The sequence below is a fragment of the Streptomyces scopuliridis genome (assembly GCF_042790125.1).
In the GTDB taxonomy this organism is placed as follows: domain Bacteria; phylum Actinomycetota; class Actinomycetes; order Streptomycetales; family Streptomycetaceae; genus Streptomyces; species Streptomyces scopuliridis_A.
Map to the genome: position 1 here is coordinate 49,644 of NZ_JBHTZS010000022.1, position 12,354 is coordinate 61,997.

Here is a 12,354-nt window from a genome sequence, read left to right on the forward strand (position 1 = left end):
TGTCCCGAAGTAGCCTGCGCAGTCCCCCACTTGGGTGAAGCGGGCTCACGGATATTCCCTCCGGGCCACTACTGTGCCGCAACATGACCTCTACCAATTCCGCCTCGATCAGCGCACGGAACGCCTCCAGGCTGGGCACTCTCTCGGTGATTTCCTGGACCAGCGATCCCTTCGAGGGCGAACGCAACGCGCCTTTCCTGCTCGCCTATTCACTCGGGGACGGCAAGGACGGGGCGGAGGCCGGCGAGGAGACGATGCGTACGGTGCTCGCCGAGATCGGGCTGATCCCCGGCGGCGATCTGATCGATGTCTCGAAGAACCCCAACGTGCCGATCACGCTGCTGGTGGAGGCGGGCAGCGCCGTGCTGACGATGCCGTATCTGAACGCGCAGTGCCCCGTTCCACCGGAGTGGGAGCAGGACGCGCGGGCTCACGGGCAGGTCTACTTCATCGTCGCCACCAGGCCCTGGGCCGAGGCGACACCGGGCAGGCCCGTCACCGAGGAGCAGTTGCGCGCCTTCGCTGGTGACCAGACGATGCTCACCAGCGCCGCGCACTGCCTGGTGCCCGTACGCAGCCTGCGCGGCTGAGGGCTGGAAGCAGGGGAGCGGACGGCATGGCAACGGCACTGGCCGAGAACACGGCCGCCGATGAGCGTACGGAGAGCACCGGGGGTGCGTGGGGCGGCGGCCGGGCCCTCGCGCTCGTGCTGATGATCAGCGGAGCGGCGGGACTGCTGGCGGCCTGGGTGATCACCCTCGACAAGTTCAGACTGCTGGAGGACCCGGACTTCACGCCGGGATGCAGTCTGAACCCGGTGGTCTCCTGCGGGAACATCATGAAGAGCGACCAGGCGTCGGTCTTCGGCTTCCCCAACCCGATGCTGGGGCTGGCGGCGTACGCGGTGGTCATCGGCGTCGGCGCGGGGCTGCTGGCCGGGGCGCGCTACCGGCGCTGGTTCTGGCTCGGTCTGAACGCCGGGACGCTCTTCGGCGTCGGCTTCTGCACCTGGCTCCAGTACCAGTCGCTCTACAGCATCAACTCGCTGTGTCTGTGGTGCTGTCTGGCGTGGGTCGCCACCATCGTGATGTTCTGCTACGTCACGGCGCACAACGTCGAGCACGGGATCCTGCCCGCGCCCGCCGCGCTGCGGGGCGCGCTGGGCGAGTTCCACTGGGTGCCGCCGGTGTTGTGGACCGGGATCATCGGGATGCTCATCCTCACCCGCTGGTGGGACTTCTGGACGAGCTGATCCGTTGATCCGTATCAGCGGAATCCGGTGCGGCTACAGGGAGTTCGGCTACGGGGTCCGGGCCCTGGCGAGGCCCGGACCGTCCGGAAACCGCTGCCGGAGGCTACTTGCCGAGCGGAAGTCCACCGAGCAGCTTGTTGCCGGTCGACGTGCCGACGATCTCCTTGGCACCCGTCTTGCCCGACGTCTTCGTGCCGGACGTCTTGCCGCCCTTCTTCTTGTTCAGGCTGTCCGTGGCACTCTTCACGGTGTTCAGCACGGAGCCCGGGTTCTCGGTGTCCAGCGCGTTGGTGTTCAGCGGCCGGGGGTCCTTGAGGCCCTCGCTCAGCACGGTCTCCAGCCCGCCATTGAGGCTCATGCCCTCGGCGGCGAACGCCGGGGTGGCGGCACCCAGAGCCATCACGGAACCGGCGACGACAGCGGCGACCTTCATGGGCTTCATGGTGAATCCTTCTTTCAGCGATGTCTGTTGCGAGACAACTCACGCTTCGCACAGGCCTCTTGGAGATTCCCTCGCGTGGTCGCTCGTCATCAGTAACGATGCGTCCGCGCGGCGGAAACTCCGTCGGGAAGGAATTCTGGACAGGCCACTCGAATGAAGGGGACTCGCCCTATTCTCGTATCGAACGAGCGGCCGGGCGCGAGCCGTTCACGGCTGCTGGGGATCAGCCGCGGCGGCGGGTTCGAGCACGGATTCCGTGGTCTTCTGTACGGACAGCACCACATCGGCCAGCGTGTCGGCCGGAGCGGTGGACTTCAGCGCCTCGACGGCGTCCCTGATGGCCTTGATGTGCTTCTCCATGTCCACGGCGGAGAGCTCACCACCGGGAGCCTTCAGCGCGGCCTGGACCAGATCCGCGACCGGCTTCAGCACGTCACCGACGTCGTCCAGCTGCTTGGTCTGCTGCGGGGAAGCCGCGGGTGCCGCGTCAGCCGCGGGTGCCGTGACCGATGTGACCGACGTGGCCGACGTGGACGCCATCGGGCCCGGCGCGGGGGCGGGCGCGGTATCGGTGCCGGAGTCGCGCGGGAGTTCACGGGCGGCGGCGACGGGGGCCGCGGCGCCGAGTACGAGCGCGGCACACACCGCGGCGGTCGAGACGCGGCGGGAGAGCTGAAGACGCATGCCTGGTCCTTTCGGGACGAGTCGGAACGTTCTCCTCACCGTGGGTTCCGCGCGCGGGGCCCGCAACCGAGCGGGCATTTCCCGTACGGCCCGTAAGACGGCGGCCATATCCGTTCCGGCCCGCTCCGACCCGCTCTCACCTGGTCTGACGCGCTCGGACGGCGGCCGCGCCGGCCCGTGCCGTGCTGCCCGAAGAGTCGACACGCGGGCTCGTAAGGGTGACCCCCGGACAGCGGAGAGCCGCTCTGCCCCCGAGGGAAAGAGCGGCTCTCGGTACGACATCGACGCGCTGTCGGCGTGGCGCCGACAGCGACGGCGAAGGTCGTCAGTGGTTGAGGCAGAAGTTGCCGAAGGTCGGGTTGAGCAGGCCGACGATGTCGACGGTGTTGCCACAGAGGTTGATGGGCAGGTGGACCGGCACCTGGACGACGTTGCCGGAGAGGACACCCGGGGAGCCGATAGCGGCGCCCTGGGCGTCGGCGTCGGCGAAGGCGACGCCGGAGGCGCCGGCGACAGCGGCGGCGGCCGCGGTGGAGAGAACAACAGCCTTGGCGATACGCGACATGGAGAAGGGCTCCTCGGTCGAAAGGGGACGCTATACGCGCCGGGCGTGAATGCCTGACCTATGCATCAACGCCGAAGGCGCCCATCGGTTGCGCACCCGAATGAGTGACGTCCCGTCTGTCACCCGGCCAGGTGCGATGGCCAGTCGGCCCCGGAACAGCCGCTCGTAAGAGTCCTTTTGTACGTTCGACAGGATTCAGCGCGTCTCACGTGATTTTCACTCTGCCCTCTGTAAAGGTGCCTTCTTGTTTCGATCTTCGAGTTGGAGAGCGAGGCGAAGGGTCGGTATGCGGAATTCGGTGATTCTTGGGGACGCGTAATGAATTCAAGAGGCGCCGGGTGACTCATGGTTCGATTCGGCGTCACGCATGACCTCTGCCGCCCGCCGGTGCGTTTTTCGTAGGAGCGGAAAGCCGGAACAGTACTCCGGGTGCCCGAGCCCGCTCGAAGAGATCGTTTTCCCGTATCCACGAGTGGAGGAGTTGCGCGTGCAGCCACAACGGCGCCGGTCCGGGGCGCATTTCACCGCGCTCCATCTCGTCCAGCCGGTCGACGGCGGAGTGGCCAGGGTGGTCCTGGATCTGGTCGAGGCGCAGGTGGAGGCGGGAGTGCGCGTGGCCGTGGCCTGTCCCGGGGAAGGGCCGCTGGCCGAGGCGGCGGCCCGGCTCGGCGCCGAGGTCCATGGCTGGCGGGCGACCCGCGATCCCGGGCCCGGACTGGTCCGTGAGGTCGGGCAGGCGGCCCGGGTGGTACGGCGGGTCCGGCCCGATCTGGTGCATGCCCACAGCGCGAAGGCCGGACTGGCCGGGCGGCTCGCCGTCCGGGGCCGGGTGCCCACCGTCTTCCAGCCGCACGCCTGGTCGTTCGAGGCGGTCGGCGGGGTGACGGGCCGGCTCGCAGGGCACTGGGAGCGGTGGGCCGTCCGGTGGACCGACCGGGTCGTATGCGTCAGTGACGCGGAACGGCGCACCGGCGAGCGGGCCGGAATCCACGCCTCCTGGTCCGTCGTCCACAACGGTGTCGACGTCGGACGGTTCGGATCCGGGGACGGGCCTTCCGGGTCCGCGGACCCGGAAAGCACCACCGCCGCGCGGGCCGCGCTCCCGCCGCTGGCCGCTCTTCCCCCGGGTACGCCCGTCGTGCTCTGTGTCGGGCGGCTCTGCCGGCAGAAGGGACAGGACATCCTGCTGCGGGCCTGGCGGCAGATCCTCCTCCAGCTGCCGCGGGGCCGGCTGGTCCTCGTCGGGGACGGGCCTGACGCCGACGCGCTGCGTGCCGCCGCGCCGCCGTCGGTGCTCTTCGCCGGAGCCGTACCGGACACCGCGCCCTGGTACCGGGCGGCCGATCTGGTCGTCCTGCCCTCGCGGTGGGAGGGCATGGCGGTGGCCCCGCTGGAGGCCATGGCGAGCGGCAGGGCCGTCGTCCTCAGCGACGTGGACGGCGCGCGCGAGAGCCTGCCGCCCGGCCACGAAGCGCTCTGTCTCGTTCCGCCGGAGGACCCGCCCGCGCTGGCGGCGGCCATCGGCGCGCTGCTCCGCGACGCGCCACTGCGCGAAGCCATCGGCCGCCAGGGCCATCAGCACGTACTCAGCACCTATGACATCCGGCGGACAGCTCGGGCCATCGCGGATGTGTACCGCGAAGTCGCCTCCGTGCCGCGCCCCGAACTCAGGGAGCCGATTCCCCAGTGACCACGGAAAGCACCAGCGTTCCGCCGCCGACCGGGCGGGCGCGGACAGCGGAACAGGCCCTGGCCCAGCAGGCCCTCGGGCAGCAGACGGTGGGACAGAAGGCAGGAGGTCAGAAGGCGGTGGGTCAGAAGGCGGTGGGTCAGAAGGCGGTGGGACAGCAGACCGTCGGGCCGCGGACCCCGGGGCCGCAGACCCTGGGACAGCAGGTCCTGCGGCGCGTCTCGATCGCCTCCCCCCGCGACACCACGGACCGCCTCGCGCGGCCGTCCCGCCGTCCCGCCGGCTCCCCGCTGCGCTTCGGTCTGCCGCTGATCGCCTCGGACGTGTTCGCGGCGCTGCTGTCCACCGTCGTCCTCAACGACGAGCAGCGCGACGCCGTCCTCGTCGTCCAGCTCATCGCCTGGGTGACCGTGCTGAACGCGTCCGCCGGGCTCTACCGTCCCGGTGTCGTCCTGTCGGGGCTGGACCAACTCCCCGCGCTGGCCGCCCGGATCGTGGTGGCCTGGTGCGCCGCCGCGGCCGTACTCGCGGCGCTCCTCCCCTCAATGGCCGTGGGTATCCCGGCACTGCTGGGCGGCTGTCTGCTCCAGCTCGTCGTCGCGTCCGGCTGCCGCTCGCTCCTGCACACCCGGCGGCGCGCCCTGGCGCGCAATCGGCTGCGGTCCGCGCTGGTCGTCGGCTCGGGACCGGCCGCGCGGCGGCTGGCCGCGCTGCTCGCCCAGCACCCCGAGTACGGCCTGCGGCCCGTCGGGATCGCCGGGCCCGCGCAGGACGAGGACGAGGCGGACCGGGCCGCCACCAGGACCGGCGGGCGGGACGGCGGAGTGACGGACGCTCCCGCCCTGCCGGTGCTGACCTCGGCCGAGGAGATCCACCGGGCGGTCATCCAGAACGGGGTCCAGGACGCGCTGTTCATCGACCACCGGTTCATCGACCGCGACCGCGGTCTCAACGAGTCCGGTCTCGGCGGTCCTGGGTTCAATGAGCCGGGATTCGGCGATTCCGGGTTGCGTGACCCGGGGTTCCGCGACACCGGCGCCGGCGACGGCACGGACCGCGCCGCCCTCGTCGCGCTGTTCCACGAGCACGGCTGCGCCACCTGGTTCGTCGGCGCGGGTCCCTGGGACCAGACCGCCGCGCCCGTCGCCATGGAGCGGCACCTGTGGGGGTTCGCCGCGCGCCGGGTCGAGCCGCCCGTCGTACGCGGCCACCGCCGGGACGCGGTCGTCAAACGGCTGCTGGACGTGGTGTTCACGCTCCCGCTCCTGCTGATCGCCTCCCCGGTCCTGCTGGCCTGCGCGCTCGCCGTCCGGCTCTTCGACGGCCGCGATGTGCTCTTCCGCCAGGAACGCGTCGGGCAGCACGGCCGTACGTTCACCCTGCTGAAGTTCCGTACCCTGCGCCCGGCCGACGAGCACGAGTCCGCCACCCGGTGGAACATCGCCAACGATCTGCGGATGAGCCCCGTGGGCAACTTCCTGCGCCGTACGTCGATGGACGAACTGCCCCAGCTCTGGAACGTACTGCGGGGCGACATGAGCCTGGTCGGGCCCCGGCCCGAGCGGCCGTTCTTCGTCGCCAACTTCAGCAAGACCCAGCCCGGTTACGCGGCCCGGCACCGGATGCCCGTCGGGATCACCGGTCTCGCGCAGGTCCACGGGCTGCGCGGGGACACCTCCATCGAGGAGCGGTCGCGGTTCGACAACCACTACATCGACCACTGGTCGCTGTGGCAGGACGTCTGCATCCTGCTGCGGACCGCCGCGTCCCTCGTCCGCCCGGCGGGCAGCTGATGGCCGCCGACGCCACCGGCGTCGGTTTCCCGGGCGGTGCGCGCGTGTTCGCGGGGCCGGCCCCCCGTCGTTCCGCCGCCCGCAGACCCGCCGGCCGGGCGCTTCCGGCGGTGGGTCCGTGGGGACATGTGCTGCGCCGGTCGGCTCATCTGCTCCCGGCCGTCGCGGTCGTCGCGCTGCTCGCCGTGCCCTCGGCGCCGGCCGGGGACGGGTCGGGCGGGTCCGGGAGCGTGGCGGACGCGGCCTCCGGGCTGCTCGTCCTGCACTGTCTCGTACGCGTGCTGCGGGACCGGGCCAGGCCACTGACCCGCACCGCCGCGCTCGTCCTCGGGCTCCCGGTGCTGGGCGTGACCATCGCGGCGATCACCGCGCACGACCCGGCCTCCAGCCTGCCCGGGGTCGCGCGCTACCTCCAGATCTTCGTGCTGGTGCCCGGCGCGCTGCTGCTCCTCCTGCGCGACCGCCGTGAGGTCCGGCTGGTCGCCGGGTCCGTCGTCGCCCTCGCGCTGGTGCAGGGCGCGGTCGGCGTCACGCAGTATCTGACCGGCACCGGCGCCTCGTACATGGGCGAGGAGATCCGCGCCGTCGGCACCTTCGGCCCCACCGATGTGATGGGCATGGCCACGGTCGTCGCGTACGGACTCGTCATCTGCGTCGGATTCGCGCTGAGCCCGGGGGCGAACGGGGCGAACAGGGCGGGCGGGGCAGGCGGGGCGGACGGCCGGGGGTGGCACGCGGCCCGCGTACGGCGCGCCGTCGCGCTCGGCTGTGCCGGGCTGCTCGCCGTACCCCTCGCGCTGTCCTTCAGCCGCGGCGCCTGGATCGCCACCGCCGTCGCCGTCGCCGTTCAGCTGACGCTGGCGGGGCCGCGCCGCGCCGTCGTGGTCGCGCTCGTGACCGGGGCGCTCGGCGTCGTACTCGTCGGAGGTCTCGGTATCGGCTCGCAGATGATCACCGAGCGGGTCGACAGCATCACGCGGGTCACCGACGCGCCCGACCAGTCCGTCACCGACCGGTACACCATGTGGGCCGCGGCCACCGGCATGTGGCGCGAGCACCCGGTCACCGGCGTCGGGCTGAAGGGCTTCCCCGACTACCGCGACAGCCACGCCTCGCTCGCGCTCTCCGCCGCCAGCGACACCGAGGGCGCGGGACTCGGCTTCCAGCGTCAGCCGCTGCTCTCCCCGCACAACATGTATCTGCTCGTCCTGAGCGAGCAGGGGCTGCTGGGCATCGTCGCCCTGGCGGGCAGCTGGGCCGCGCTCCTCGTGTGCGCACTTCGCCGGCTGCCCGGCGCGCGCCGCTCCCGTACCGGCGCCGGCTGCGGCCTCGCCGTCACCGGTCTGCTGGTCTGGCAGCTGGTCGACTTCAGTTACGCGGACATCGGCGGCCCCTCGACCGTACTGATGGCGGTGATGTTCGGCCTGGCGGCCGGCTGGGCCCTCGGGCCCGCCGGACGGTCGGCGAAGAGTGAGGCCGGCCGCGCGTGAGCGATACGAGGCACTCCCTTTCCGCCGTACCGCCGCAGTCCGAACCGCCCTCCGTGAAGGGCGCGAAGAGCGGCGGGGGTACGGGAGGAGACGGTCCCGGACGAGACGCCCGCCCCGGCGCGGAAGGCCGCGGCTCCTTCTCCTCCGGACGGTTCCTGGCGCGCGCGGCGTTGCTCACGGCGCTGCTGACGGCCGCCGGGGCGCTCCTCGGGCTCGTCCGTGACCAGACCATCGCCCATCTCTACGGCGCCGGCCCCGACACCGACGCCTTCCTGGTCGCCTGGACCGTGCCCGAGGTGGCCGCCACGCTCCTCATCGAGGACGCCATGGCGCTGATCCTCGTACCGGCGTTCAGCCTGGCGCTGGCCCGGCGCGCCACCGCGCCCGCCCTGGACCCGGATCCCGTACGGCTGCTGGTACGGAGCACCCTGCCCCGGCTGTTCCTCGCCCTCAGCGCGGGCTCGGCACTGCTGGTGGCGACCGCGCCGTGGGTGGTGGCGGTCCTCGCGCCGGGGCTGCCCGAGCCGGGGCTCGCCGTCGACTGCACCCGGCTGACCGCCACCTGCGCCTTCACCTTCGGCATGGCCGGGTACTGCAGCGCGGCGCTGCGCGCGCACGGCAGTTTCATGGCGCCCGCGATGATCTATGTCGCGTACAACGCCGGGATCATCACCACCATGCTGCTGGTCCGCGAGCGGTGGGGGGTACGGGCCGCCGCCGCCGGAGTCGCCATCGGCGGCGCGCTGATGGTGCTCGTCCAGGCGCCCGTCCTGTGGCGCAGACTGCGCGAGCGCCGGCCGGTGGAGGTGACCGCGGCCGGTCAGGGGCCGAAGGACGCGGGCGGCGGACCGCCCGTCGCCCTCGCGCTGCTCGCGCCCGTCATCGTCTTCGCGCTCAGCAGGCAGTCGCAGGTCCTGATCGAGCGGTTCCTCGCCGCGCCGCTGCCGCCCGGCGCCATCTCACATCTGAACTACGCGCAGAAGGTCGCGCAGATGCCCATGACGCTCTCCATGATGCTGTGCACCGTCACCTTCCCGGTGGTCGCCCGCGCCATGGCCGCGGGGGACACCGAGCGGGCCAGGCGCCGGGTCGAGCGGGATCTCGCGCTGGCCGGGACCATCGTGCTGGTCGGGGCCGCCACGGTGGTCGCCTGCGCGCCGCAGCTCATCGAAGTGCTCTTCCAGCGCGGCGCGTTCGACCCGGCGGACACGGTGGCGACCGCCGAGGTGATGCGGGTGTACGCGCTCGGTCTGCTGGGCCACACGCTCGTCGGGGCGCTCGTACGCTGCTACTTCTCCGCCGCGCGTCCGCTGTGGTTCCCCGCGTTCGCCATGCTCACGGGGCTCGCGCTGACCACCGGCGTCGGCACCCTGCTCGTCCAGGTGTGGGGCGTGCTCGGCATCGCCGCCGCCAACGCGCTCGGAATCACCGCCACCGCCGCCCTGATGCTGTACCGGGTCGGCCGGCACAGCGTGCCCGTCAGCCTCCGGGTCATGACCGGGGGCCTGGTCAAACTCGCCGCCGCCGCGGCGGCGGCCACCGGCTCCGGATGGCTGTGCGGAGCCCTCGTCCCGTCCCCCGTCCTGGGCGCCATGGCGGCTTTCGTCGTGGTCAGCGCGGTGTTCCTCGTCATCGCGCATGCCCTGCGGGCCCCCGAGACCGACACCATCCTCCGTCTCCTCACCCGCCCCCTCACACGAAAGCTCGCGCATGTCCGCTGACACGGTGTCCGCCGGTCCCCTGTGGGCCGCCATGTACCACTCCGTCGCCGACCCCACCGACGACCCCTACCGGGTGACGGTCTCGCCGGACCGGCTCGAACGGCAGCTGCGCTGGCTGCGCCGCCGGGGGCTGACCGGCGTCAGTATGGACCGGCTGCTGCGCGCCCGCGCCGAAGGGCGGGGAGCCGGACTCGTCGGGCTCACCTTCGACGACGGGTACGCCGACTTCCTGGAACAGGCCGTTCCGCTGCTGCGCCGCTACGCGTTCACCGCGACCGTCTTCGTCCTGCCGGGCCGTCTCGGCGGTACGAACGAATGGGACAGCCCCGGCCCGCGCAAGCCCCTCCTCACCGCGGACGGCATCCGCGCGGCGGCGCGGGCGGGGATGGAGATCGGCTCGCACGGACTGCGCCACACCGATCTGACGAAGGCCGACGACGCGGTACTCGCGGCCGACACCGCGCGGAGCCGCGAACTCCTGCGCGAACTGCTCAAGGATCTGACCGGCCGTCATGAGGTGGCGGGTTACTGCTATCCGTACGGCACGGTCGACGCGCGCGCGATCAAGGCCGTACGCGCCGCGGGTTACGCGTACGCCTGCGCCATCAGCCCGGGGCCGCTCACCGGTGTGTTCGCCCTGCCCCGCGTCCATGTCGGGGAGAACGACACCGGCCTCAGACTGCACCTCAAGCGGCGGACGCACCGCTGGCGCCGCGAGCCCGTCCCGGCGGGGGAGTTCGCCGAGTACGCGGCGCGCACCCGACGGACCGCGCGGGCGGCGTACGCCGACACCTGGACGGCGACGACGACATGAAGGTGCTGCACATCATCACCGGACTCGGCATCGGCGGCGCCGAGCAGCAACTCAGGCTCCTGTTACGGCAGTTGCCGACCGACAGCGCGGTCATCACGCTCACCAACCCGGGAGCGGTCGCCGAGGGCATCGTCGCCGACGGCGTCCCCGTCACCGACCTCGACATGGCGGGGAACCGCGACCTCGGCGCGCTGCCCCGGCTCGCGCGGCTGATCAAGCGCGGACGGTACGACCTGGTGCACACGCACCTCTACCGCGCCTGCCTGTACGGGCGGTTCGCGGCCCGCCTCGCCGGCGTACGGTCCATCGTGGCCACCGAACACTCCCTCGGAGCCGTCCAGATCGAGGGCCGGCCGCTCTCCGCCGGCGCCCGCGCCCTCTATCTCGCGGGCGAACGCCTGGGCACGGCAACCGTCGCCGTCTCCGCGACCGTCGCCCGGCGTCTGGAGCGCTGGGGGGTACGCCCCGAGCGTATCCATGTGGTGCCCAACGGCATCGAGGTCGGGCGCTTCGCCTACGACGAGACCGCACGCCGCGCGGCCCGCACCCGCCTCGGGGTGCCCCAGGGCGCCTTCGTGGTCGGCGGGGTGGGACGGCTCAGCGGCGGCAAACGCTTCGACCGGCTCGTCCGGGCCGTCGCCGAACTGCCCGACGCGCGCCTGCTCCTGATCGGTGAGGGACCCGAGCGGGACCGGCTCCTGCGGCTCGCTCGGGAGCGGGGCGCGGCCGACCGGGTCCTGCTGCCCGGCGCTTGCCAGGACCCGCCGCCGCGCGCGGCGCACCCGTCACAGCACGGTCCGGATCTCCCCTCGCTGCTCGCGGCCATGGACGTTTTCGTCTCCACCTCCCCCGACGAGGCGTTCGGGCTCGCCGTCGTGGAGGGGCTCGCGGCCGGGCTGCCGGTCCTCCACGTCACCTGCCCCGCCCTCCAGGACCTGCCCGCCGATGCCGCGCCGGGTGCGCGCCGGGTCAGCGGCTCCGTGCCCGGACTCGTCGACGAACTCCGGCGGTTCGAGAAGGCGGGGCCGCACCGGCTGCCCGTACCCCCGGCGGCGCGCCACTACGACATCGCCCGCAGCGCCCAACAGCTGATGACCGTCTACGAGAACGCCGTCCGCGACCCGGCCCCCCTCCGAGAAGTGAGCTGCTCATGACCCCGCACACCAACCCCCCGCGACGCCCGGCCGCGCGGCGCCGGCCCGTCGTTCCTGAATCCGGTTCCGTTCTGGTGCTGTTGCACCGGGCCCGGCTCCCGCTGTCGAAGCTGACGGCGCTGCCCGCCCGCTGGATCGTGCCGGTGGCGGTCCTGGCCGGGGCGCTGGCGGGCGGCACGTACGGGATGTTCCGCACGCCGCAGTACGCGGCGACCAGTTATGTGGTCGTCGTACCGACGGAGAAGTCCGACCCGGCCGCCGCGCTCGGGTTCGCGACCGCCTATGGGCGCGTCGCCTCGCAGATCGCGCTGATCGGGGACGCACCGGTCTGGGCCGGGGTGCCCGCGCGGACGCTCCGGGAGAGCGTGCAGACGGCGACCTCGCCGGACGCTCCGATGATTTCCGTGACGGCGACCTCGGACCGGGCCTCGACCGCGGTGAGCATGGCGGACGGGGTGGCACGCTCGCTGGTCCTCAACGGCTCCCAGTTGCAGGGCAGTACGAAGGTACGCGTGCTCCAGTTCTCCCGCGCGGTCGCGCCGAACGCTCCTGTCACCCCCTCGGCGGGTCTGTCGGCCCTGGTCGGCGGCTGCGCGGGCGGGCTGCTCGGCGGGCTCGGCCTGCTGGTCAGACCGAAGCCCCGGCGCGGTGAGTTCCACGCGAACGTACCCGGTCCTGCGACGTCCGCCCCGCCGCAGTCCCCGTCCCAGGCGCAGTCGCTGCCGCAGCCGGAAACGGTGTGAGAGCCT

12 protein-coding genes are annotated in these 12,354 nt (G+C 72.4%); 9 read left to right on the forward strand and 3 right to left on the reverse strand.

Going from position 1 to position 12,354, the window contains the following annotated elements; translation table 11 throughout:
* Window positions 1–83 precede the first annotated feature (83 nt).
* On the forward strand, window positions 84–590 hold the full coding sequence (locus tag ACFRKB_RS27735) for a DUF5949 family protein (protein ID WP_383109220.1): 507 nt from the start codon (window positions 84–86) through the stop codon (window positions 588–590).
* 26 nt (window positions 591–616) lie between these two features.
* Complete coding sequence (locus tag ACFRKB_RS27740; RefSeq protein ID WP_383109221.1) at window positions 617–1,252, forward strand: vitamin K epoxide reductase family protein; 636 nt, start codon at window positions 617–619, stop codon at window positions 1,250–1,252.
* Window positions 1,253–1,355: 103 nt separating this feature from the next.
* Here ACFRKB_RS27740 and ACFRKB_RS27745 read toward each other — a convergent pair whose 3' ends face one another.
* The 3 genes from ACFRKB_RS27745 to ACFRKB_RS27755 all read right to left on the reverse strand — a co-directional run bounded on the left by ACFRKB_RS27745 (window position 1,356) and on the right by ACFRKB_RS27755 (window position 2,943).
* Window positions 1,356–1,694 carry a hypothetical protein gene (locus ACFRKB_RS27745; protein ID WP_383109222.1) on the reverse strand — a complete coding sequence of 113 codons (339 nt, stop codon included), beginning with the start codon at window positions 1,692–1,694 and terminating at the stop codon, window positions 1,356–1,358.
* Window positions 1,695–1,901: 207 nt separating this feature from the next.
* Window positions 1,902–2,378: a hypothetical protein gene (locus ACFRKB_RS27750; protein ID WP_383109223.1), complete on the reverse strand. Its 477-nt coding sequence runs from the start codon at window positions 2,376–2,378 to the stop codon at window positions 1,902–1,904.
* A gap of 325 nt (window positions 2,379–2,703) precedes the next feature.
* The gene (locus ACFRKB_RS27755) at window positions 2,704–2,943 is read right to left on the reverse strand and encodes a chaplin (RefSeq protein ID WP_383109225.1); all 240 of its coding nucleotides are present in this window, start codon (window positions 2,941–2,943) and stop codon (window positions 2,704–2,706) included.
* Window positions 2,944–3,430: 487 nt separating this feature from the next.
* Here ACFRKB_RS27755 and ACFRKB_RS27760 point away from each other — a divergent pair, with 487 nt between their 5' ends.
* The 7 genes from ACFRKB_RS27760 to ACFRKB_RS27790 are packed head-to-tail and all read left to right on the forward strand — an operon-like array spanning window position 3,431 to window position 12,348.
* On the forward strand, window positions 3,431–4,633 hold the full coding sequence (locus ACFRKB_RS27760; protein WP_383109226.1) for a glycosyltransferase: 1,203 nt from the start codon (window positions 3,431–3,433) through the stop codon (window positions 4,631–4,633).
* A complete protein-coding gene (locus tag ACFRKB_RS27765; protein WP_383109227.1) occupies window positions 4,630–6,426 on the forward strand; it encodes a sugar transferase in 1,797 nt (598 codons plus the stop codon). The genes ACFRKB_RS27760 and ACFRKB_RS27765 overlap by 4 nt, the downstream gene beginning before the upstream one ends.
* Window positions 6,426–7,916, forward strand: a complete 1,491-nt coding sequence (locus ACFRKB_RS27770; RefSeq protein WP_383109229.1) for an O-antigen ligase family protein — start codon at window positions 6,426–6,428, stop codon at window positions 7,914–7,916. Before ACFRKB_RS27765 ends, ACFRKB_RS27770 begins: the two co-directional genes overlap by 1 nt.
* Window positions 7,913–9,637 carry a lipid II flippase MurJ gene (locus ACFRKB_RS27775; RefSeq protein WP_383109230.1) on the forward strand — a complete coding sequence of 575 codons (1,725 nt, stop codon included), beginning with the start codon at window positions 7,913–7,915 and terminating at the stop codon, window positions 9,635–9,637. The genes ACFRKB_RS27770 and ACFRKB_RS27775 overlap by 4 nt, the downstream gene beginning before the upstream one ends.
* A complete protein-coding gene (locus ACFRKB_RS27780) occupies window positions 9,627–10,451 on the forward strand; it encodes a polysaccharide deacetylase family protein (RefSeq protein ID WP_383109231.1) in 825 nt (274 codons plus the stop codon). The genes ACFRKB_RS27775 and ACFRKB_RS27780 overlap by 11 nt, the downstream gene beginning before the upstream one ends.
* Window positions 10,448–11,605: a glycosyltransferase gene (locus ACFRKB_RS27785; protein WP_383109232.1), complete on the forward strand. Its 1,158-nt coding sequence runs from the start codon at window positions 10,448–10,450 to the stop codon at window positions 11,603–11,605. The genes ACFRKB_RS27780 and ACFRKB_RS27785 overlap by 4 nt, the downstream gene beginning before the upstream one ends.
* Entirely contained in the window at window positions 11,602–12,348 is a 747-nt protein-coding gene (locus ACFRKB_RS27790; protein WP_383109234.1) for a YveK family protein, read from the forward strand. The genes ACFRKB_RS27785 and ACFRKB_RS27790 overlap by 4 nt, the downstream gene beginning before the upstream one ends.
* The last annotated feature ends 6 nt before the right edge of the window (window positions 12,349–12,354 follow it).

Excerpts from the sequence above, each read along its gene's own strand:
- ACFRKB_RS27735 (WP_383109220.1), top strand. The coding sequence starts at position 84 with ATGACCTCTACCAATTCCGCCTCGATCAGCGCACGGAACGCCTCCAGG.
- ACFRKB_RS27740 (WP_383109221.1), top strand. The coding sequence starts at position 617 with ATGGCAACGGCACTGGCCGAGAACACGGCCGCCGATGAGCGTACGGAG.
- ACFRKB_RS27745 (WP_383109222.1), bottom strand. The coding sequence starts at position 1,694 with ATGAAGCCCATGAAGGTCGCCGCTGTCGTCGCCGGTTCCGTGATGGCT.
- ACFRKB_RS27750 (WP_383109223.1), bottom strand. The coding sequence starts at position 2,378 with ATGCGTCTTCAGCTCTCCCGCCGCGTCTCGACCGCCGCGGTGTGTGCC.
- ACFRKB_RS27755 (WP_383109225.1), bottom strand. The coding sequence starts at position 2,943 with ATGTCGCGTATCGCCAAGGCTGTTGTTCTCTCCACCGCGGCCGCCGCC.
- ACFRKB_RS27770 (WP_383109229.1), top strand. The coding sequence starts at position 6,426 with ATGGCCGCCGACGCCACCGGCGTCGGTTTCCCGGGCGGTGCGCGCGTG.
- ACFRKB_RS27780 (WP_383109231.1), top strand. The coding sequence starts at position 9,627 with ATGTCCGCTGACACGGTGTCCGCCGGTCCCCTGTGGGCCGCCATGTAC.
- ACFRKB_RS27785 (WP_383109232.1), top strand. The coding sequence starts at position 10,448 with ATGAAGGTGCTGCACATCATCACCGGACTCGGCATCGGCGGCGCCGAG.
- ACFRKB_RS27790 (WP_383109234.1), top strand. The coding sequence starts at position 11,602 with ATGACCCCGCACACCAACCCCCCGCGACGCCCGGCCGCGCGGCGCCGG.